The sequence below is a fragment of the Mycolicibacterium tusciae genome (genome assembly GCF_002086795.1).
Lineage (GTDB): Bacteria > Actinomycetota > Actinomycetes > Mycobacteriales > Mycobacteriaceae > Mycobacterium > Mycobacterium tusciae.
On record NZ_MVIM01000001.1, the window covers coordinates 484,970 to 505,720 of the forward strand.

Below are 20,751 nucleotides of genomic sequence, written 5' to 3' on the forward strand. Positions count from 1 at the left end.
TCACTGCCTCCTATTCGAACAGACCGGGCTGCCCGAAACCGGTCGCTCCGGCCGGGGGTGTCATTCCGAGATGGGTCCAGGCCTTGGCGGTGGCGACGCGCCCGCGCGGCGTGCGGGCGATCATGCCGGCACGCACCAGGAACGGCTCGCACACCTCCTCGACCGTAGTGGCTTCCTCCCCCACCGCGACCGCCAGTGTCGATACCCCGACGGGGCCACCACCGAAACTGCGTGTGAGTGCTGACAATACGGCGCGGTCGAGGCGGTCCAACCCAAGCTCGTCGACGTCATACACCGCCAGCGCGGACTTCGCGATGTCACGGGTGATGACACCGTCGGCTCGGACTTCGGCGAAGTCGCGTACCCGTCGCAACAATCGGTTGGCAATACGCGGTGTTCCGCGCGAGCGCCGCGCGACCTCGGCACCCGCGTCGCTCTGGAGTTCGATACCGAGGATGCCGGCCGACCGCGTCAGCACCCTCTCGAGTTCCGCCGGCTCGTAGAAGTCCATGTGCGCGGTGAAGCCGAACCTGTCGCGCAGCGGGCCCGTCAGCGCACCTGAGCGGGTGGTGGCGCCGACGAGCGTGAACGGCGCGACCTCGAGCGGAATGGAGGTGGCACCCGGCCCCTTGCCGACCACGACATCGACGCGGAAGTCCTCCATCGCGAGGTACAGCATTTCCTCGGCGGGCCTGGCGATGCGGTGTATCTCGTCGATGAACAGCACGTCGTGCTCGACGAGATTCGACAGCATGGCCGCCAGGTCGCCCGCACGTTCCAGCGCCGGTCCGGAGGTGACCCGCAGCGAGGTTCCGAGCTCGGCGGCGATGATCATCGCCAGCGAGGTCTTGCCGAGCCCCGGCGGGCCGGACAGCAGGATGTGATCCGGTGTGCCACCGCGGTTCTTGGCGCCCTCGAGAACCAGCTGCAGCTGCTCGCGGACGCGGGGCTGACCGATGAACTCACCGAGCGATCGAGGCCGCAGACTGGCGTCGATGTCCCCCTCGCCGACAGTCAAGGCGGCCGACATCTCCCTGTCGGCGGTGTCGCCGGATTCCGCGTCCTCGAAGCGACCGCTCACTTCTTACCCAACATCGAAAGCGCCAGACGCAGCGCACTGGTGGTGCTGGCTTCCGGGTCATTGGCGAGCACCTTGTCAGTGGCCTCCTCGGCCTGCTTGAGCGCAAAGCCAAGGCCGACAAGCGCTTCGACGACGGGGCCGCGCACGGCATGTCCGTTCATCACGGCGGCACCGGACGGTGCGATGGCCCCCATCTTGTCGCGCAGGCTCAGCGCCATCAGCTCGGCGGTCTTCTTGCCGACCTTCGGGATTCGGGTCAGCGCGGTGATGTCGCCGTCGGCGATGGCACGGCGCAGCGTAGGCCCGTCGTACATCGCCAGCGCGCCCAACGCGATGCTGGGCCCGATGCCGGACACCGCGAGCAGCGTCAGAAAAAGGTTGCGGGCGTCGGCGTCCGAAAAGCCGTACAGCGTCATCGAATCCTCGCGCACGATCATCGCGGTGATGAGCCGCGCCTCGTCGCCGCGGTGCAGCGTCGCCAGCGTGGTAGGCGTCGCCATCACTTTGTAGCCGACGCCCGCGGCCTCGATGACAACATGGTCGAGAGCGATGTCGAGAACCTCCCCGCGAACGGATGCAATCATCGTGCCGCCTTTGCCTTCGCCTTGATCGTGGCCTGGTACTTGCGTTTCTGCTCGGCTGCCATGGCCTCGGCCGCGGCCATCCGCGCGATCATCGGAGCCCGCCAGCAATGACAGATCGCCAATGCCAGCGCGTCGGCCGCGTCGGCGGGTGTCGGTTTCGCCTGCAGGGCAAGAATTTTGGTGACCATCGTGGTGACCTGCGCCTTGTCGGCCCGACCGTTTCCGGTGACGGCGGCCTTCACCTCACTGGGTGTGTGGAAATACACGTCGATGTCGCGCCTGGCGGCGGCCAGCGCGATGACACCGCCTGCCTGCGCGGTGCCCATCGCCGTGTTCGCGTTCTGGTTGGCGAAGACCCGCTCGATCGCGATGACGTCGGGGCGGTGGGTGTCCATCCAGTACTCGACGGTGTCGCTGATGGTGAGCAACCGGCGGTGCAGCGGCTCGTCGGAGGGGGTGCGGACGACGTCGACGTCCAGCGCGATGACCCGCCGACCGGTGCCGCCCTCGATGACGGACAGCCCGCACCGCGTCAACCCAGGGTCGACACCCATCACCCGCACGTGGCAGCTCCTTGCCTGTGAACACCTGTTCGAAGGAGCTTAGCGCCGGCAGCGGACACCTCAGGGTCTCGACACGCCCCCAATCACCGGGCGGACCGCTCGGCGCAGCGGCGAATCGAGGCGTGTCTCACGGCTAGATCACCATGTGCCCTGAACGTCCGTCGGAAGCGACTTCGCGTGCGATCTCGTTGACGCGGCGCTTGGATCCGTTCCATCCGCGCACGAGCTCCCGGCCCACCTGATGGCCGTTGCGTTCGACGGTGATCACCCACCGCACACCGCAGAACTTGGCCAGCAACCAGAACGGCCACAGCAGCGCGAACACGATGCCGATGACCACCTCGAACAAGCCGAACGTGAGGTCGAGCGCGTCGCCTGGGAACGGCCACAGCCGCCGGTTGATCGACCAGACGGTGCCGTTGGGATCTGTGAGAACTGCCACGTCGATTATTTTCCTTGCAGGACCGGGTATTCCGCGCAATTAAGGCCGCAAATCGCGACGCGTCGATGTGACGACGCCAGCGCGCGGCGCTACGGTCGCCCAGAGACCGAACCCCCAACCCCGTGGAGCTGATCTCACCCAATGCCCGACGAGAACGAACTGGAAACCGCAACAAATCTCGCCGTCACTCTGGCGTGGGCCGCAGGCGCCATGGCCGCCGCGTATCTGCTGGGAGTGGTGCTGACCTGGGCGCTGGGCCGCATCGGTCGCCGTAGCGCCATGCTCTGCGACGTCGCCGAACTCACGCGGATGCCGGTGCGGTTCACGCTCATGGTGGCTGCGGCGTCCATCTCGGTGCAGCGGACGTCGGATCCGGCCGACTCCTGGCGCAGGATGGTCGACCATTCGCTGGTGATCCTGCTGATCCTGGGGGTGACCTGGCTGCTCACCGGCCTCGTCCGGGTCGCCGAACGGCGCATGATCGCCCGATTCGGCGGTGGCGGTGAGGAGATCTCCGACGCCGATCGCCGCTGGCGACGGGTTCGCACGCAGGTCACAGTCCTGCGTAGGCTCGCGATCGCCGTCGTCGTGGTTTTCGGCGGCGCCGCGGTATTGATGACCTTCCCGGCGTTCTCCGATATCGGGACCACGGTTTTCGCGTCGGCCGGTGTGCTGTCCGTCGTCGCGGGTCTGGCGGCGCAAACCTCTCTCGGCGCGGTGTTCGCAGGTATGCAGATCGCGTTCTCCGGTGCCATCCGGGTCGGCGACGTCGTCCAACTCGAGAACGGCCAATGGTGGGGTCGCGTCGAGGAGATCACCCTGAGCTACGTCGTGGTGCGCCTTTGGGACGAGCGCCGCCTCGTGCTGCCGTCGACGTACTTCACGACGGAACCGTTCGAGAACTGGACCCGCAGCGACACCGAGATCATGGGCAGCGTCGAATTCGACGTCGACTTCTCCGTGCCATTCGACGACATGCGTACCGAACTGGACCGGCTGCTCGCCGAGAATGAGTTGTGGGACGGCAGGCGTGGCGTCCTGCAGGTGACCGACGCCGTGGGTGGCATGGTCCGGGTACGGATCGTGGTCAGCGCCCCGAACGCCGGCGCGCTGTTCGACCTGCGGTGCAATGTGCGCGAAGGCATGGTCGACTGGGTGAATCGCCGGCGAGCGCTGCCGATCCAGCGGCTGGAGAACACCGACTTCATGCCTGAGCCGAGCGCGCCCAGCAGGCGGCAAGACGACACTCCGCGGGTCGCAACAGGGATGTTCTCCGGCAGTCCCGAGGCTGAAGAGCGGGCCAAGGCGTTCGACCACCACACCGATGACTACGACGACGAGTTCGCCCGGTCCTCCAACGGGAGCCGCTGAGCCGGCTCGGCCAATGCGACGCCCCGGTATTGCGGGCCCAGCGTCGCTCCCGCGGCCGACAGCGGCGCGATATCGCGCATGGTCCGCGCCAATACGAACGCGCCCTCCAGCGCGCCGATGAGCGCCAAGGTGACCTCGCGGGCCAACTGTGGCGCCAGACCGCGGGCGGCGAAGTAGGCGGCACCGCCGTCAATCCAGCCCCGGAACACCGCGGCTGAGGTCTCGCGCAGTTCTTCGACCGTGTCGGCCACCTCAGCGGCGACGCTGGCGACCGGGCACATGTTCGCGAACCCGGTGGCGGCCATGTCCTGCGCGGCCTGGGCAAAGACACCCTCGAGCGCCTGGCCGAGGTCGTCGTATTCGTCGATGAGCGTCGGGATGAGTAGCCCGTATGCCGCTCCCGCGATGATCAGAGATTCCCGCGCGATCTGCACCTTGCCGCCGCGGAAGTGGTGGTACAGCGAGCCGATCGGCGCACCCGACGCCTGGGCGATGTCTTTCATGCCCACCGCCGCGTACCCGCGGTGCCGCATCAGCTCTGCGGCGGCGGTGAGGATCGATTCGCGCGTGGATCTTGCCATTGACGCCTCCTGCGGACAGACTAGAGCATACGTTCTAGAATCGACGTTCTAATTAGGGGAATAAAGATGGAGCTTGCCGTTTCCGCCGGGACCATCGAATACCGCGAGGAAGGCGACCCGGACGGCCCGCCCGTCGTGCTGTTGCACGGTCTGCTGATGAACGACACGCAGTGGGACCTCGCCCTACCGCACCTGCCGGCCGGCTACCGCTACGTGCTGCCGGTGCTGCCGATCGGCGGGCACCGCATCCCGATGCGCGAGGATGCCGACCTCACGATGCCCGGCATGGTTGACGTCGTCGCCGATTTCCTCGACGCACTGGATCTCACCGATGTCACGCTCGTCGTGTCCGACTGGGGCGGTCCGCTGTTCCTCACCGACGTCGGGCGCGACAAGCGCATTGCCCGACTCGTGATCTGCCCGTCAGAGGCGTATGACAACTTCCCTCCCGGGTTCCCCGGCAAGGTCACCTGGGTCGGCACCCGCACCACTGGGACCGTCAAGATGGCGATGCAGCAGTTGCGCATCGGCTGGCTGCGTCGCCGCTTCTTCCTCTTCGGCATGATGGCCGCCAAGCCCATCCCCCAGCACATCATCGAGGCGTGGACGAATGCGGGAATCGCCGACGTGCGGATCCGCCGCGACCTGCTCAAGTACGCACGGACCAGGTTCGACAAGTCCTCGCTCGTGCACGCGACCAACCGGCTCGCGGACTTCTCGGGCGACGTGCTGGTGCTGTGGAGCCGCAATCGCGTGATGCCCGTCGCGCACGCCGAGGCGTTGGCCGAATTGACCGGCGGCACATTGCGTTACATCGACGACGCCAAGGTGCTCATCATGCTCGATCAGCCCGAGGAAACCGCGCGGGCAATCGGCGAGTTCCTCGAGGGCTGACGCCGGCTATCCCTCGTCGTCGAGTTGAGCCGCGACGTCGTCGGGAATGTCCATGTTGGTGAAGACATCCTGGACGTCGTCGCTGTCTTCGAGCGCGTCGACGAGCTTGAGCACCTTGCGTGCGCCGTCGAGGTCGACCGGCACCGTCACCGACGGCTGGAAGCTGGCCTCCGCGGACTCGTAGTCGATGCCCGCCTCCTGTAGTGCGCTACGGACGGCGACGAGATCGGTTGGTTCGCAGATGATCTCGAAGGTGTCATCGAGGTCGTTGATCTCCTCGGCGCCGGCTTCGAGCACCGCGGTCAGCACGTCATCCTCGGTCTGCCCGTTCTTCTCCAGGGTCACGACGCCTTTGCGGGAGAACAGATACGCCACCGAACCGGGATCGGCCATGTTGCCGCCGTTGCGGGTCATTGCGACTCGCACCTCACCCGCGGCGCGGTTGCGGTTGTCGGTGAGGCACTCGATCAGCACCGCGACACCGTTGGGGCCGTAGCCCTCGTAGGTGATGTTCTGGTAGTCGGCGCCACCGGCTTCTTCGCCGGCGCCGCGCTTGCGGGCACGCTCGATGTTGTCGTTCGGGACCGACGATTTCTTCGCCTTCTGGATCGCGTCGTAGAGCGTCGGGTTCCCGGCAGGGTCACCGCCGCCGACTCGCGCGGCCACTTCGACGTTCTTGATCAGCTTTGCGAAGTTCTTGCCGCGGCGTGCGTCGATGACGGCCTTTTTGTGCTTTGTGGTCGCCCACTTGGAATGGCCGCTCATCCGTGTACTACTCACTTCCTGAAGTCGTGCTCAAGCTTCGACCGACGAGTCTACGTGGACATTTGCGCGCTACCGAACTGCATCGAGCGGCGTCAGCGCGACGATGCGATAGCCGATGCCGGCCGGCCACGCCACGTGACCGTGAACGTGCACCTGGATCCACGTCGGCGAGCCCGACGGGTCGTCGGCGAACAACGCGGCCGCGCCGACGATCGCGCCGATTTCGCCCGATGCTTGCAGCTGCACTGAAATCGCCAGAGACGCATCGCCGAGCGCGGCCCGGTGGTATGCCAGGCTGTCCGGCACGAAGAACGACGCCGAGAAGCTGGGCGTTCGGATCCCCCGCGGCGCATCCCGCGGCCGACGCAAGAACAGCCCGGTAATCTCCGGCTTGCCGTCGAACCAGACGGTGCCGACGTACTCGGTGCGGCGCCCCTCGCCACCTGCGGCCAGCCGCACGAGGGTGTCGATCCGCGGTTGCGGCTCGACTTCGATCGTCTGGTTCATCGGAGGTCCCCCTCGATGTAGTGCTGCAGGTTCGGCGCGACGGCGGCGACCAGTTGGTCGTCGGTCATGGACCCGACCGGTTCGATCTTCCAGACAAATCGCATCATCGCCAACCCCATGATCTGCGAGGAGATCAGGCCGCTGCGCCGGCGATCATGAACTTCCGGCACGCGAGTGTGGGAACCAGCAGCCTGAATACGGTGTCGTCCGCATCTCGGCTGGTACTGCCGGTCCAGGGCTGAGGTGTTAGGTCGAACACACACGCCTTTCGCTCTATCTTACTCCGGAGTAAGATACGGGTATGTCGTTCGACCTCGACCTGTCACCCGACCTCGTCCACATTCGCGACTGGGTCCACGAATTTGCCACCGACGTGATCCGGCCGGCCGCCGCGGAATGGGATGAGCGCGAAGAGACACCGTGGCCGATAATCCAGGAGGCCGCAAAGGTCGGCGTCTACTCCATGGAGTTCTTCGCCGAGCAGGCGGGCGAACCATCCGGCCTTGGCATGCTCGTCGCGTTCGAGGAGATGTTCTGGGGCGACGCGGGAATCGCGCTGTCGATCCTCGGCACCGGCCTGGCGGCCGCATCGCTGGCCGGCGGCGGAACGCCCGAGCAGATAGCCGAATTCCTGCCAATGATGTTCGGCACAGTCGACGACCCCAAGGTCGGTTCCTTCTGTTCGTCGGAGCCGGGCGCCGGCTCGGATGTCGGTGCGATCCTGACGCGCGCACGCTACGACGAGGCCACCGACGAATGGGTGCTCAACGGTACGAAGACGTGGGCGACCAACGGCGGCATCGCCGAGGTGCACATCGTCGTCGCGTCGGTGTATCCCGAGCTGGGCAGCCGCGGTCAGGCGTCGTTCATCATCCCGCCCAACACCCCCGGATTCCGGCAGGGCCAGAAATTTCTCAAGCACGGCATCAGGGCGTCGCATACCGCCGAGGTCGTGTTGGAGGACGTCCGCATCCCCGGCCGCCTGATCATCGGTGGCAGAGACAAATTCGAGGAGCGGATTGCGAAAGTCCGCGAGGGCAAGAGTTCGAAAGGCCAGGCCGCAATGGCCACCTTCGAGCGGACCCGCCCTACCGTCGGTGCGATGGCGGTCGGCGTGGCCCGTGCGGCATATGAGTACGCGCTTGACTACGCATTGCAGCGTGAGCAATTCGGCCGCAAGATCGGCGAATTCCAGGCCATCGCATTCAAATTGGCCGACATGAAAGCTCGCATCGACGCTGCGCGCCTGCTCGTGTGGCGGGCGGGCTGGATGGCCCGTAACGGCAAACCGTTCGAGAACGCCGAGGGGTCGATGGCCAAGCTCGTCGCGAGCGAAACCGCCGTCTACGTCACCGACGAGGCGATCCAGATCCTCGGCGGCAACGGCTATACGCGTGAATATCCGGTCGAGCGGATGCATCGCGACGCCAAGATCTTCACCATCTTCGAGGGCACCAGCGAGATTCAGCGGCTGGTCATCGGTCGCGCGGTGACGGGTCTGCCCATCCGCTGATTGCGAATTCGGCGCGCGTATCGACCGCCACGGTTCATACGCGCGCCCGATTCACAGTAGGTCCACGAAGAGTTTGTGGATGCGACGGTCGCCGGTCACCTCCGGGTGGAACGACGTCGCGAGCATCTTGCCCTGACGCACCGCGACGATATGGCCGGCGGCCTGCCCCAGCACCTCGACGTCCGGGCCGACGCGCTCGACCCACGGCGCCCGGATGAACACCGCGTGCACGGGCTTGTCGAGACCCGTGAAGTCGATGTCATCCTCGAACGAATCCACCTGACGACCAAACGCGTTGCGTCGCACCGTCATATCGATCGCTTTCAGCGGCGTTGCGTCGCGCCCGGCGGTGCCGGCGTCCAGGATCTCGGTGGCGAGCAAAATCATGCCCGCGCACGAGCCGTAGGCAGGCATGCCGTCGGCCAACCTCGCGCGCAGCGGTTCGAGCAGCTCGAATTCGCGCAACAGATGGCTCATCGTGGTGGACTCCCCGCCGGGGATCACCAGCGCGTCAACGGTTTCGAGTTCACGTAGCCGCCGCACCGTGGACGCCTCAACGCCTGCCTCGCGCAATGCTGCAAGATGTTCACGAGTGTCGCCCTGGAGCGCCAGCACGCCGACGTGCGGTGCGCTCACGGCGTGTAGCCGCGCTTGTAGCGGGTGAGCCCTTCCTGCGTCACCGCCGCCACCATCTCACCGGTCTGGGTGTAGATCTTGCCCTGGGTCAGCGATCGCCCGCCCGATGCCGTCGGCGACGACTGGTCGTAGAGCAGCCATTCGTCGGCGCGGAACGGACGCATGAACCACATCGCATGATCCAGCGACGCGACCTGCAGATGTTGGCGCTCGGCGGCGTGATGCACCTGTGCCGATCCGAGCAGAGTGAGATCGCTCAGGTAGGCCAGCGCGCAGACGTGCAGCACGAAGTCGTCGGGCAGCGGATCCCGGTGACGGAACCAGACCTGTTGCTGAGAAGCCTTGCCGGCCAGGCGTTCCAGCTTCTCCTGCGGCACCACCCGCACATCCCACTCCGCGAATTGTTTGAAGCCCGCGTCGTCGAACGCTTTGACCTCCGTCAGGCCCGGCAGGTCGTCGGGCGGCGGCGCCGACGGCATCGTGTCCTGATGGTGGATGCCGCTCTGGTCGGTCTGGAACGACGCCGACATCGAGAAGATGGTCTCTCCGTGCTGGATCGCATTGACCCGGCGGGTGGCGAAAGACCCACCATCGCGGAGCCGCTCGACGATGAACACCGTCGGCGCCTTCGCGTCACCCGGCCGCAGGAAGTATCCGTGCAGGGAATGCACCTGGTATTTCGGGTCGACCGTGCGTACCGCCGAGACTAACGACTGACCGGCTACATGACCACCGAACGTGCGCTGCCAGTTGCCCGATTCGGGGCTGAAGACACTGCCGCGGTAGATGTTGACCTCGAGTTGCTCCAGATCGAGGATCTCTTCGATAGCCACCTGATGTTCTTACCAGCCGCGTTCGGCGAGCCGGTGCGGGGCCGCGACGTCCTCCACGTTGATACCGACCATGGCCTCACCCAGCCCGCGCGACACCTTCGCCAGCACGTCGGGGTCGTCGTAGAACGTGGTGGCCTTCACGATCGCGGCGGCGCGACCAGCCGGGTCCCCGGACTTGAAGATGCCCGAACCGACGAACACCCCCTCGGCACCGAGCTGCATCATCATCGCCGCGTCGGCCGGGGTCGCGATACCGCCCGCGGTGAACAGCGTGACCGGCAACTTACCTGCCCGCGCCACCTCCGCGACTAGGTCATAGGGCGCCTGCAATTCTTTTGCCGCGACGAACAACTCGTCTTCAGACAGCGACGTGAGGCGACGGATCGCACCACCGATCGCGCGCATGTGGGTGGTCGCATTGGACACATCTCCGGTGCCGGCCTCACCCTTGGAGCGGATCATCGCCGCACCCTCGGTGATCCGACGCAACGCCTCACCCAGGTTGGTCGCACCGCACACGAACGGCACGGTGAACTTCCACTTGTCGACATGGTGGGTGTAATCGGCGGGAGTGAGCACCTCGGACTCGTCGATGTAGTCCACCCCCAGGCTCTGCAAGATCTGCGCCTCGACGAAATGCCCGATGCGCACCTTGGCCATCACCGGGATGGTCACCGCGTCGATGATCCCCTCGATCAGATCGGGATCGCTCATCCGCGCGACACCACCCTGAGCCCGAATGTCAGCGGGCACCCGCTCGAGCGCCATGACGGCTACCGCGCCGGCTCCCTCGGCGATGCGCGCCTGCTCGGGCGTGACCACGTCCATGATGACGCCACCCTTGAGCATCTCCGCCATCCCGCGTTTGACCCGGGCGGTTCCGGTTTGGGTCACCGACCCGTTAGGTGCGGTATCCACTGCTATCTCCTCCGAATCGCTACTGATCCAGTCTAATGAGGGCCGCAAATACAAAAGAATCCGCAGATCAACGGATCGATTGCAACTGCCTCCGCGCCATTTCAACCGGGTGATCGGCCAAGTTCGTCGCTTCGCCGAGGAGCTCACCCAACTGCAACGGATATACGGTCTCGCCCCTGGCGACCAGCTCGGCAATCATTGTCTCATCGCACCACCGGTGACCATGAATCGTGCGCCGCTCGAGGTCGTTGTGACCGCTTGTCGACGGTTCGAAACGGTCGGTCCGGTAGACGAAGAACTTCTCCTCGCTGCGGATGAGCACGCCGTTGAACTCGAAGACCGCGCCCCGGCGCCACACCGGCCCGATCAGATCGGCGGAGCTGACCCGCAGGCCGGTCTCTTCGGCGATCTCGCGCGCGGCGGCGTCGGCGAGCGCCTCCCCCGGCTCGACGGCGCCGCCGACCGTGAACCACCAGATCGGTGCGTCGGCGACGGCGGGATCGGATCCGCGAAACAGCAGTACCGCGCCGTCGCGATCGAGCAGTACGACGCGGGCCGAGACCCGCTGGTTAGGTGCGGGCGCCATCTCATCGGATGCCGTCGCACGCTCGGCGATCTCGAAATAGCTTGGTAGTGGCGCGGTTCCACCGAGCCGCAGCATTCTGACCGCCGGGCGCTCGCGCAGGGTGAGGGTGTCGCGGACCGCGTCGTTGTGAAATCGGCGAGCCAACAGGACCCGCGCCTCGGCGTCGGCCAGCTCGGCGACCAGCGCGTGCGGGAGCGAAGACGGCTCGACCATCGCCAACGCCGAGGACAGCTCGTTCTCGGCAGCCTCACGCCGCTGCCGCGGGGCACGCTCGGCCGCGTCGGCCAGCGCTGCCAGTCGCTTACCCGCCGGCGCGCCCCCGTAGGAGTCGACGGCCACCGCACGAGCCACCACGGCCCGACGCGCCAGCGCACCGTCGAGGGCCTGCCAGGACAGGTCGCAGCGCACGTGCAACCGGTCCAGCCGGTTGGCGGTTTGGTACGCCCAGGCGCCCACCAACAGCAGCACCGCGAGAAGCAGCGCCAGCGCGATCACGAGGATCCAGGTGATCACCTAAAACCCCTGGCCTTTCCTCTGGTACTCGCGAGCCCGGTGCCCTCGGCGGCGCTCGCCGTACCTGCCACGCGAACCTTCGCTCCCGCCCCGGCGACCGTCTCGTAGACGCGCATGATCTGGCGCGCCACCACCGACCAGTCATAGCGGCGTACCACCTCGGCAGCCGTCTCGACGTAGCGCACCCGGACGTCGTCGTCCTCCAGTACCTCGATCAGTCCTGCCGCCAATCCGGCCGGGTCGTCAACCGGCACCAGTCGGCCCGCGGTCCCGTCCACCAGCACGCGGCGGAACGCGTCGAGGTCGCTGGCCACCACGGCAGTACCCGAGGCCATCGCCTCGACGAGCACAATGCCGAAGCTCTCTCCCCCCGTGTTGGGTGCGCAGTACACATCCGCACTGCGCAGTGCCGAAGCCTTCGCGGCATCGTCGACTTGGCCCAGGAACCGCAGATGCCTCGCGAGTTTGCCTGCCGAGCGACGCAGCTCATCCTCTTCGCCGCGGCCGACGATCAGGATCTCGATGTCGCCGAACCGCTCGACGAGGCGCGGCAGCGCACGCAGCAGCACGGCCATGCCCTTGCGGGGCTCGTCGTACCGCCCCAGGAACAGGACTGACTTACCTGCGCGCGGATAGCCGTCCATCGCCGGCGCCGACGCGAACGAGTCGACGTCCAGCCCGTTCGGTATCTCGACGGCGTCGCTGCCGAGTGATTCCATCTGCCAGCGTCGCGCCAGGTCCGACACTGCGATGCGGCCGACGATCTTCTCGTGCATCGGCCGCAGAAACGGCTCGAACACACTGAGCGTCAACGACTTCGTGGTCGAGGTGTGAAAGGTGGCGACGATAGGACCCTCGGCGATGTTCAGCGCCAGCATCGACAGACTCGGCGCATTGGGCTCGTGCAGATGCAACACGTCGAATTCGCCCTGCGCGAGCCACTTCTTGACCATGCGGTGGGTCGCCGGGCCGAAACGCAACCGCGCCACCGATCCGTTGTACGGGATCGGCACCGCCTTGCCGCCCGACACCACGTAGTCGGGCAGCGAACTCTGCGCTCGAGACGACGTCGGTGCCAGCACGCTGACCACGTGGCCGCGGTCGTGCATCACCTCCGCCAGCTGCAACACATGCGACTGCACGCCGCCCGGCACGTCGAACGAGTAGGGGCAGACCATGCCGATGCGCATCAGGTCGCCTCGAGTTTGGCGCGCCGCTCGTCGGAGAGGTCGGCCAGCCACTGCGGCTGCATCATGTGCCAGTCGGCCGGATGCGCGGCGATGTTGCGCTCGAACCGATTCGCCAACGCCTGGGTGACGGCGGTGACGTCGTTGGAGCTGGTGTCGAGCGGCTCCTGGAGGTCGATGACGCAGTCGTCGCCGTCGTAGTAGACGTGCGCCGGAATCAGGTGGGCGCCGGTGGCGATCGCCAATTTGGCCGGTCCGGCGGGCAGGCGGGTGGCTTCGCCGAAGAATTCGACCTCGACTCCGGACCGGGTGAGGTCGCGGTCAGACATCAGGCAGACGAGCTTGTTATCGCGTAACCGATCGGCAAGCAGCTCGAACGGTGGGCGCTCGCCGCCGGAGGCCGGAAACACTTCGAAGCCAAGGCTTTCCCGGTACTCGATGAAGCGGCGGTACAACGATTCGGGCTTCAGCCGCTCGGCGACCGTGGAGAAGGCGCCGTGTTGTTGGACGAGCCAGACGCCCGCCATATCCCAGTTGCCGCTGTGCGGCAGCGCCATAATTCCGCCGCGACCGGCGTCCAATGCCGCTTGCGGCCGGTGTGTTCCGAGACTCACTTCGTCCAACCGTCGGGCGACCGCGGCCAGGTCCATCGTGGGCAGCCGGAATGCCTCGCGCCAGTACCGGGCATAGGAAGCAAGTGACGCGCGCATGAGCCCGTCGGGCACCCGTTCGGGCGGTACACCGATCACCCGGGCGAGGTTCTTGCGTAGTTGTTCAGGTCCACCACCACGTGCGGCGTAGTACGCGCCGGCACCGAAGGCGTTGCGCGCCACTACCTCCGGTATCGCCCGCACGACCTGCCACCCTGCGGCGTATCCCCAGTCGGCGAACCTCCCGCTCAGCGATTTGCCCGACATCAGCTCCCACAGGGGTGCCGTCATGACTCATCCCCGGGTCCACCGGCCGGCTGGTGTCCCCCCGACGTCTCCGGTTCTTCACCGTCAGCGCTGGCGGGCTTCGTCAGCCGGTCCATCGCTCCAGGTGAGGTACGCACGCTGTGCACGCGCTGACCCAGGGTGACGAGGCTCAGCACCGCGAGCACCCACATCGCCACATGCAGCAGCCACGGAATGCCGAACAGCCCGGAAAGCCCGGCGCCGAGCAGCACGATGATCAGCCGTTCCGGCCGCTCGATCATGCCGCCCTCGGCGGACAGCCCGCTGGCCTCGGCGCGCGCCTTGATGTACGAGATGACCTGCGAGGTGACGAGACAGATCAACGTGGCCACCACGAGGGACGTGCTCCGCATGCCGAACGCGGCCCACCACAAGAGGCCACAGAAGATCGCACCGTCGCCAATCCGGTCACAGGTGGCGTCGAGGACAGCGCCGAAACGCGTTCCGCCGCCACGCTGACGCGCCATGGCGCCGTCGAGCATGTCGGCGAGCACGAAGATCCAGACGGTGAAAGCGCCCCACCACAGCTGGCCGATCGGGAACAGGGTGAGTGCGCCCAACACCGTCCCCGCGGTGCCGAGGATGGTGATGCTGTCGGGGGTGAGCCCCGCGCGCAATGCAACCTTGGCAACCGGCCGAGAGAGCTTCTCGTATGCCGCACGCGTCATCAGGTACAGATTGCTCATTACTGCTTCGCCCACTCCGTCGCCAGCAGTTCACGCGTTTCGCTCAGCAGCTGAGGGACCACCTTCGCGCCGCCGATGATGGTGATGAAGTTCGCGTCGCCGATCCAACGCGGCACCACATGCATGTGCAGATGCTCGGCCAGCGACCCGCCCGACACCTTGCCGAGGTTCAGCCCGACGTTGAAGCCCATCGGGTTGGACACACTCTTGATGACACGAATCGCCTTCTGGGTGAACGCCATCAGTTCCGCGCTCTCCGTGTCGGTGAGATCTTCGAGCTCAGATACCCGGCGGTACGGGACGACCATGAGATGTCCCGGGTTGTACGGGTACAGGTTCAGTACGACGTAGACGAGCTCGCCGCGCGCCACCATCAGCCCGTCCTCGTCGGCCATCTTCGGGATGTCGGTAAAGGGCTCCGACGGATCGGAACTGTTGCGCCGAAACGGGGACTCGGCGATGTAGCTCATCCTGTGCGGGGTCCACAGCCGTTGCAGGTGATCAGGCTCGCCGACGCCGTGGTCGACGATTCTGTGCTCGTCGTCCCGCTCTTCGTGCTGGCGCTCGTCACGTGTCACGGCTGAGCGCCCACCTTGACCAGTTCGGCTGTCGGAGTGGCGTTTTCCCGGCTTTCGATCCACTTGGCGATGGCCGCCACCGCCTCGTCGCGTGGCACACCGTTGATCTGCGTACGGTCACCGAAGCGGAAGCTGACCGCATTGGCTTCGATGTCGCGGTCACCGGCCACGAGCATGAACGGCACCTTCTGGTTGGTGTGGTTCACGATCTTCTTGGCCATCCGGTCGTCGCTGGCGTCGACCTCGGCCCTGATACCGGCCATCTTCAACTGATTCGCAAGGCCATTGAGGTACGGGACGTGATCGTCGGCCACGGGGATGCCGACTACCTGCACGGGGGCCAGCCACGCCGGGAACGCCCCGGCGTAATGCTCGGTGAGGACACCGAAGAACCGCTCGATCGAGCCGAACAACGCACGGTGAATGAGCACCGGGCGCTTGCGGGTGCCGTCCGCCGCGGTGTACTCCAGCTCGAAGCGGTCAGGCATGTTGAAATCGAGCTGGATGGTCGACATCTGCCAGCTTCTGCCCAGCGCGTCCTTGACCTGAACGGAGATCTTGGGTCCGTAGAACGCGGCACCGCCGGGGTCGGGCACCAGATGCAGACCGGAGGCCTCGGCGACCTCACGCAGCGTCTCGGTGGCCTCGTCCCAGTCCTCGTCGGAGCCGACGTACTTCTCCGGGTCCTTCGTCGAGAGCTCCAGATAGAAGTCATTCAGCCCGTAGTCCGCGAGCAGGTCGAGCACGAACCGGAGAAGCGACGCCAGCTCGTCACGCATCTGCTCACGGGTGGTGTAGATGTGCGCGTCGTCCTGAGTCATGCCACGCACCCGGGTCAGGCCGTGCACCACACCGGACTTCTCGTAGCGGTACACCGAGCCGAATTCGAAGAGCCGCAACGGAAGTTCCCGATACGACCGTCCGCGTGATCGGAAGATCAGGTGGTGCATCGGGCAGTTCATCGGCTTGAGGTAGTAGTCCTGCCCCGGCTTGCGCAGCGTGCCGTCCTCGTCGAACTCGGCGTCCATGTGCATGGGGGGGTACATGCCGTCGGCGTACCATTCGAGGTGCCCCGAGGTGATGTAGAGCTGTTCCTTGGTGATATGCGGGGTATTGACGAACTCGTAGCCAGCCTCGATGTGCTTGCGGCGTGAGTATTCCTCGAGCTCGCGGCGGATGATGCCCCCTTTGGGGTGGAAAACCGCCAGCCCGGAACCGATTTCGTCGGGGAAGCTGAACAGGTCCAGCTCCGCACCGAGCTTGCGGTGATCGCGACGCTGCGCCTCCTCGATGAACTCCAGGTGGCGGTCAAGGGCTTCCTGCGACTCCCACGCCGTGCCGTAGATGCGTTGCAAGCTCGCGTTGTTCTGGTTCCCCCGCCAGTAGGCCGCCGAGCTGCGGGTGAGCTTGAACGCCGGAATGTAACGCGTCGTCGGAATGTGCGGGCCGCGGCACAGATCGCCCCACTCCCGTTCGCGGGTACGGGGATTGAGATTGTCGTACGCGGTCAGCTCGTCGCCTCCGACCTCCATGACATCGGGGTCACCGGACTTGTCCTCGATGAGCTCGAGCTTGTACGGCTCGTTCGCAAGTTCCTGGCGCGCTTGCTCTTTGGACTCATAGACCCGGCGTGAGAAGAGCTGTCCCTCCTTCACGATCTGGCGCATGCGCTTTTCGAGCGCTTCGAGATCCTCGGGGGTGAAGGCGCGTGGGACGTCGAAGTCGTAATAGAAGCCGTCGGTGACGGGGGGTCCGATGCCGAGCTTGGCCTCGGGAAAGATCTCCTGCACGGCCTGAGCCAGCACGTGGGCGGCGGAGTGGCGGATGACGCTGCGCCCATCCTCGGTGTCGGCGGCCACCGGCACGACGTCGACATCGGCGTCGGGAGCCCACGACAGGTCGCGTAACCGCCCCTCTGGATCGCGCACCACCACCACGGCGGCCGGATCACCACGACCCGGCAGGCCCGCGTCTCGCACCGCCGCACCCGCGGTGGTCCCGGCAGCGACCCGGATAGGGGCTGCTAGGGCGGGGCTGACGGCGGCGCTCATCAGGGTGTCTCCAAATGGGTCGGGGTGACGTCGTGGTCTGTCGAACGCGACCATGCTATCGGTGCGGGTCCTCAATCCCCCAAGCCAATAGGGGAGCTCAGCCAGTGCCAATCGAAGCCGAAGACTTCGGCAGTCCAGTCGGCCGCGCCGAGCACCCACAGGGTGCCCAAGACGAACGCCGCGGTGAATATGCCGCCGATCGCCTGAATCGACCAATGTCGTGCCTTGAACCAGTCCATTACCTTGTCGTAGCGCTCCTTGGCATACGCCAGCAGCCGTCGGGCCCATTCGAATTCGGTCGCAAGGATGCCGAGCCCGATGAAGACGATTGCCCAGCCCGGGCCCGGGTACGGGATCGCGACGATGCCGACGGCGAAGACCACCAGGCCGACGACCCCGACGACGATGCGGTAGACGAAGTCGACGCGGGGACGCTCGCGCAGCTTGTCGCGCCAGCGCGCCCACCGCCTGGCGCGGCTCGGCTGTTCCTGTTCCTGTTTCACGGTTGCCCAGGCCGCAGTTTCACGAAGAGCGCGTGCGATTCGGCGAGGACGCCATCATCGTCGAGCAGCCGGCCCGACACGAAGATCTTGCGATCGACGATGTCGTCGATGCGGGCGTCGACTTCGAACTCCTTCTCGATCAGAGCGATCTTGCGGTAGTCGACGTGCAGGAACGCAGTGCGCTGGGCTCGGCTACCGCTGAGCGTGAACGCGGCGTACCCCAGTAGCCCGTCGAAAAGCTGGGCGACCGCGCCACCGTGGGCGGCGCCGTTGCGGCCGAGGTGGAAGCGGCGGAACCTCGCCGTGCCCTCGATCCGCCCGTCATCTGTCTTGTGCAGGTCCAGGGGGATCGCGAGCAGGTTGCCACGGTTGGGCAGGTCCATGCGGCGCCCCGAGGGCGAGGCCCATTCGTCGGCGTAATAGGGCGCCAGCAGTTGGGTGACCTTCTCGACGAGGGCGGCGGCCTCGGTGATCACGTCGTCCGGCGCGTCGGCGGCGCGGGCGTGGTCCTGCAGGGTGCGGACGGCGTCGACGAACCGGCCGTAGTCGGGTCCACCGTTGGTGGTCGGGACCGGCGGATTGAATCCGCCGCCGGGGTGCTCACCCGAGGGATGATCGGTCGTCACACCGACCACCGTATTGCCTGGCTCACGCTCGGGCCGGATTGCCTGGGTCAGGCGGAAGCCGACCCGGCTTCGCTTAGCGTCTCGAACTCCTCGTCGGACAGTTCGATACCCGCGGCCGCAACGTTCTCCTCGAGATGGGCGACTTTTGACGTGCCGGGGATGGGCAGCATCACCGGTGACCGCTTGAGCAGCCAGGCCAGTGCGAGTTGCGACGCCGACGCATCGTGATCGGCCGCGATGCGCTGCAGCGGACCGTCTGCCGCGGCCAGCGGCCCCGCAGCCAGCGGGAACCAGGGAATGAAGCCGATGTTCTGGGACTCGCACGCCTCGAGGAGAGGTTCGGCCGATCGGACCGTGAGGTTGTACATGTTCTGTACCGACACGATCGTCGCGACCTTCTGGGCGGCTGCGAGCTGGTCGACATTCACCTCGGACAGCCCGATGTGGCGGATCTTGCCCTCCTGCTGCAGCTTCACCAGTTCGCCGACCTGGTCCTCGGCTGGGAACTTGTCGTCGATGCGGTGCAGCTGAAAGAGGTCGATGGTGTCTACGCCGAGGCGACGCAGGCTCATCTCGCATTCCTGACGCAGGTACGCGGGGAGGCCGAGCACAGGCCATGCGTCGGGTCCGGTGCGCAGCAGACCGGCCTTGGTCGCGACGACGAGCCCGTTCGGGTACGGGTGCAGCGCTTCCTTGATCAGCTCCTCGGACACGTATGGACCGTAGGAGTCGGCGGTATCGATGAAGTTCACGCCGAGCTCGACAAGGCGGCGCAGCACGCGGATGCATTCGTCGCGATCATCGGGCGGACCCCACACGCCCTTGCCCGTCAGCCGCATCGCGCCGAATCCCAGACGATTGACGGTGAGGTCGCCGCCAATGGTGAAGGTGGTCATGATTGGCACCGTACGCCGAGATTGTTAATCCCCGGCTCACGCGTGGGCCCACTCGAGCGATAGCGTCTGGCCGCAATGAAACTGAGCGATCTTCCCGCCCTGCCACTGACCTATTCAGAAGTCGGTGCCACCGCAGGGCCACTGCCCGGCGGATACCAGCACGTGCAGAAGACAGCCTTGATCGGCCGGGGCCGGCCGCGCTTCGAGGAGGCCGCCGCTACGGGGATGCGGTGGGGCATGCTGCGCGGCGCCGGCGTCAAGGTCCAGGCGACGACGGACGTCGCCGTTGTGGGATCGGAGGTGATCGTGGGCCTGGGCCCGGTGCAGGCGCCGTGCCGGGTCGTCTACGTCGTCGACGAACCCGATCGCCGTGGTTTCGCATACGGCACGTTGCCCGGCCACCCCGAATCGGGCGAGGAGCTGTTCCTCGTCCGCTACGACCCCGCCAGCGAGACGGTGTCCGCCGTGGTCACGGCCTTCTCCCGGCACGCCACGTGGTGGAGCCGGCTGGCATCGCCTGTCACGTCGCTGGTGCAGGCGGCCGTCACGACGCGCTATTTGCATGCCCTGTGACACCCGGCCTGGCGATCGCGGTCACCCGGCGCGTTCACCGCGCGTAATCTGGTGAAACCCATCGAGTGTGCGGACGGTGAACGGTGAACAATCCAACCCAGGTCGAAGCAACCCACCTGCGTATTGCTGAGCTCGTCCAGAGCCTGCACGGCCGCCCGGATGCGGACTCCGACACTGTGGTCGCCGAGCTGGCAGAGCACGCCGCCATCGAGATTCCGGGCGCGCAATATGCCGGCATCACCCTCACGCGCAACGGCAAGCACATCGAAACCCCGGCGGCGACACACATGTATCCGATGTTGTTGGACAAGATCCAGCAGCGGCATCAGGAGGGTCCGTGCCTCACCGCGGCGTGGGAGGAGAAGACCGTCCATGTCGCCGACCTCGAGACCGACGATCGGTTTCCGCTCTACCGGCAGGACGCCCTCGCCGAGACCCCGATCAAGTCGATCATGGCGTTCCAGTTGTTCATCGCCGGCGAGACGATGGGGGCTCTCAACGTCTACAGCGAGCAACCGAACGTCTTCGACAGCGAATCGCGCAACATCGGCCTGGTCTTCGCCGCGCACTCATCGGTCGCCTGGAACTCGGCGCGCCGCGATGAGCAGTTCAAGAGGGCGTTGTCCAGCCGCGACGTCATCGGTCAGGCCAAGGGCATGATCATGGAGCGCTACGACGTCGACGCGGTGCGGGCGTTCGAGCTGCTGCGCAAGTTGTCCCAGGATTCCAATGTGCCGCTGATCAGGGTCGCCACCGAACTCGTCGCCGACAAAACCGCTGCCGAGTAACGTCGCAGTACCGTCTCGGTGTCGTCGCGAGAAGGTCTCAGTCGACCGGATCGGCAGCGGCCGATCGAAATCCGTTGTGCGACTTTGCCCATCAATTCCCCTCGTAGTTTGCTCGAGCGG

Annotated in this window: 24 protein-coding genes and 1 pseudogene; 5 read left to right on the top strand and 20 right to left on the bottom strand. The window is 66.2% G+C overall.

Going from position 1 to position 20,751, the window contains the following annotated elements; all coding sequences use genetic code 11:
* Window positions 1-10: 10 nt before the first annotated feature.
* The 4 genes from ruvB to BST47_RS02350 all read right to left on the bottom strand — a co-directional run bounded on the left by ruvB (window position 11) and on the right by BST47_RS02350 (window position 2,670).
* Window positions 11-1,030, bottom strand: a complete 1,020-nt coding sequence (gene ruvB / locus BST47_RS02335) for a Holliday junction branch migration DNA helicase RuvB (RefSeq protein WP_083123748.1) — start codon at window positions 1,028-1,030, stop codon at window positions 11-13.
* Between the two features lie 47 nt (window positions 1,031-1,077).
* A complete protein-coding gene (gene ruvA, locus BST47_RS02340; protein ID WP_083123570.1) occupies window positions 1,078-1,665 on the bottom strand; it encodes a Holliday junction branch migration protein RuvA in 588 nt (195 codons plus the stop codon).
* Window positions 1,662-2,228: a crossover junction endodeoxyribonuclease RuvC gene (ruvC, locus tag BST47_RS02345; protein ID WP_083123571.1), complete on the bottom strand. Its 567-nt coding sequence runs from the start codon at window positions 2,226-2,228 to the stop codon at window positions 1,662-1,664. Before ruvC ends, ruvA begins: the two co-directional genes overlap by 4 nt.
* A 133-nt stretch (window positions 2,229-2,361) precedes the next feature.
* Entirely contained in the window at window positions 2,362-2,670 is a 309-nt protein-coding gene (locus tag BST47_RS02350; protein ID WP_083123572.1) for a hypothetical protein, read from the bottom strand.
* A 141-nt stretch (window positions 2,671-2,811) separates the two neighbouring features.
* Between BST47_RS02350 and BST47_RS02355 the strand changes: the two genes are divergently transcribed.
* Entirely contained in the window at window positions 2,812-4,041 is a 1,230-nt protein-coding gene (locus tag BST47_RS02355; protein WP_083123573.1) for a mechanosensitive ion channel family protein, read from the top strand.
* Here BST47_RS02355 and BST47_RS02360 read toward each other — a convergent pair.
* Window positions 3,999-4,622: a TetR/AcrR family transcriptional regulator gene (locus BST47_RS02360; protein ID WP_083123574.1), complete on the bottom strand. Its 624-nt coding sequence runs from the start codon at window positions 4,620-4,622 to the stop codon at window positions 3,999-4,001. The two genes, BST47_RS02355 and BST47_RS02360, sit on opposite strands and share 43 nt — an antisense overlap.
* Window positions 4,623-4,688: 66 nt before the next feature.
* Here BST47_RS02360 and BST47_RS02365 point away from each other — a divergent pair, with 66 nt between their 5' ends.
* On the top strand, window positions 4,689-5,516 hold the full coding sequence (locus tag BST47_RS02365; protein WP_083123575.1) for an alpha/beta fold hydrolase: 828 nt from the start codon (window positions 4,689-4,691) through the stop codon (window positions 5,514-5,516).
* Window positions 5,517-5,522: 6 nt separating this feature from the next.
* Here BST47_RS02365 and BST47_RS02370 read toward each other — a convergent pair whose 3' ends face one another.
* The 3 genes and pseudogenes from BST47_RS02370 to BST47_RS02380 form a co-directional block, all read right to left on the bottom strand.
* Complete coding sequence (locus BST47_RS02370; RefSeq protein WP_083123576.1) at window positions 5,523-6,281, bottom strand: YebC/PmpR family DNA-binding transcriptional regulator; 759 nt, start codon at window positions 6,279-6,281, stop codon at window positions 5,523-5,525.
* Between the two features lie 69 nt (window positions 6,282-6,350).
* Window positions 6,351-6,788 (bottom strand): hypothetical protein, encoded by a 438-nt coding sequence (locus BST47_RS02375; protein WP_083123577.1) that lies wholly within the window; start codon window positions 6,786-6,788, stop codon window positions 6,351-6,353.
* Window positions 6,785-6,934: pseudogene (locus tag BST47_RS02380) on the bottom strand (TetR/AcrR family transcriptional regulator); the annotation flags it as partial. The gene BST47_RS02375 and the pseudogene BST47_RS02380, both read right to left, overlap by 4 nt.
* Before the next feature lie 155 nt (window positions 6,935-7,089).
* Here BST47_RS02380 and BST47_RS02385 point away from each other — a divergent pair.
* On the top strand, window positions 7,090-8,301 hold the full coding sequence (locus BST47_RS02385; RefSeq protein ID WP_083123578.1) for an acyl-CoA dehydrogenase family protein: 1,212 nt from the start codon (window positions 7,090-7,092) through the stop codon (window positions 8,299-8,301).
* Window positions 8,302-8,352: 51 nt separating this feature from the next.
* Here the strand turns inward: BST47_RS02385 and pdxT are convergent, their stop codons facing one another.
* From pdxT to BST47_RS02445, 12 genes are all read right to left on the bottom strand, one after another.
* Window positions 8,353-8,937, bottom strand: coding sequence for a pyridoxal 5'-phosphate synthase glutaminase subunit PdxT (gene pdxT, locus BST47_RS02390; protein ID WP_083123579.1), 585 nt, complete (start codon window positions 8,935-8,937; stop codon window positions 8,353-8,355).
* Entirely contained in the window at window positions 8,934-9,770 is an 837-nt protein-coding gene (tesB, locus tag BST47_RS02395; protein ID WP_083123580.1) for an acyl-CoA thioesterase II, read from the bottom strand. Before tesB ends, pdxT begins: the two co-directional genes overlap by 4 nt.
* A gap of 9 nt (window positions 9,771-9,779) precedes the next feature.
* Window positions 9,780-10,688: a pyridoxal 5'-phosphate synthase lyase subunit PdxS gene (gene pdxS, locus BST47_RS02400; protein ID WP_083123581.1), complete on the bottom strand. Its 909-nt coding sequence runs from the start codon at window positions 10,686-10,688 to the stop codon at window positions 9,780-9,782.
* Window positions 10,689-10,755: 67 nt separating this feature from the next.
* The gene (locus BST47_RS02405) at window positions 10,756-11,787 is read right to left on the bottom strand and encodes an NUDIX hydrolase (RefSeq protein ID WP_083123582.1); all 1,032 of its coding nucleotides are present in this window, start codon (window positions 11,785-11,787) and stop codon (window positions 10,756-10,758) included.
* A complete protein-coding gene (locus BST47_RS02410; protein WP_083123583.1) occupies window positions 11,784-12,977 on the bottom strand; it encodes a glycosyltransferase family 4 protein in 1,194 nt (397 codons plus the stop codon). Before BST47_RS02410 ends, BST47_RS02405 begins: the two co-directional genes overlap by 4 nt.
* Window positions 12,977-13,915, bottom strand: coding sequence for a phosphatidylinositol mannoside acyltransferase (locus BST47_RS02415; protein ID WP_083123584.1), 939 nt, complete (start codon window positions 13,913-13,915; stop codon window positions 12,977-12,979). Before BST47_RS02415 ends, BST47_RS02410 begins: the two co-directional genes overlap by 1 nt.
* Window positions 13,912-14,616: a phosphatidylinositol phosphate synthase gene (pgsA, locus tag BST47_RS02420; protein WP_083123585.1), complete on the bottom strand. Its 705-nt coding sequence runs from the start codon at window positions 14,614-14,616 to the stop codon at window positions 13,912-13,914. Before pgsA ends, BST47_RS02415 begins: the two co-directional genes overlap by 4 nt.
* A complete protein-coding gene (locus tag BST47_RS02425; protein ID WP_083123586.1) occupies window positions 14,616-15,194 on the bottom strand; it encodes an ATP adenylyltransferase in 579 nt (192 codons plus the stop codon). Before BST47_RS02425 ends, pgsA begins: the two co-directional genes overlap by 1 nt.
* Entirely contained in the window at window positions 15,191-17,245 is a 2,055-nt protein-coding gene (gene thrS, locus BST47_RS02430) for a threonine--tRNA ligase (protein ID WP_083123749.1), read from the bottom strand. The genes BST47_RS02425 and thrS overlap by 4 nt, the downstream gene beginning before the upstream one ends.
* 71 nt (window positions 17,246-17,316) lie before the next feature.
* Complete coding sequence (locus BST47_RS02435) at window positions 17,317-17,748, bottom strand: TIGR02611 family protein (RefSeq protein ID WP_083123587.1); 432 nt, start codon at window positions 17,746-17,748, stop codon at window positions 17,317-17,319.
* Window positions 17,745-18,374 carry a PaaI family thioesterase gene (locus BST47_RS02440; RefSeq protein ID WP_083123750.1) on the bottom strand — a complete coding sequence of 210 codons (630 nt, stop codon included), beginning with the start codon at window positions 18,372-18,374 and terminating at the stop codon, window positions 17,745-17,747. The genes BST47_RS02435 and BST47_RS02440 overlap by 4 nt, the downstream gene beginning before the upstream one ends.
* Window positions 18,375-18,421: 47 nt before the next feature.
* Window positions 18,422-19,270 carry an aldo/keto reductase gene (locus BST47_RS02445; protein WP_083123588.1) on the bottom strand — a complete coding sequence of 283 codons (849 nt, stop codon included), beginning with the start codon at window positions 19,268-19,270 and terminating at the stop codon, window positions 18,422-18,424.
* A 75-nt stretch (window positions 19,271-19,345) separates the two neighbouring features.
* On the opposite strand from BST47_RS02445, the gene BST47_RS02450 reads away from it, so the two are divergent.
* Window positions 19,346-19,843 carry a DUF1990 domain-containing protein gene (locus BST47_RS02450; RefSeq protein ID WP_083123589.1) on the top strand — a complete coding sequence of 166 codons (498 nt, stop codon included), beginning with the start codon at window positions 19,346-19,348 and terminating at the stop codon, window positions 19,841-19,843.
* Window positions 19,844-19,926: 83 nt separating this feature from the next.
* Entirely contained in the window at window positions 19,927-20,631 is a 705-nt protein-coding gene (locus BST47_RS02455) for a GAF and ANTAR domain-containing protein (RefSeq protein WP_083123590.1), read from the top strand.
* Window positions 20,632-20,751: the final 120 nt, after the last annotated feature.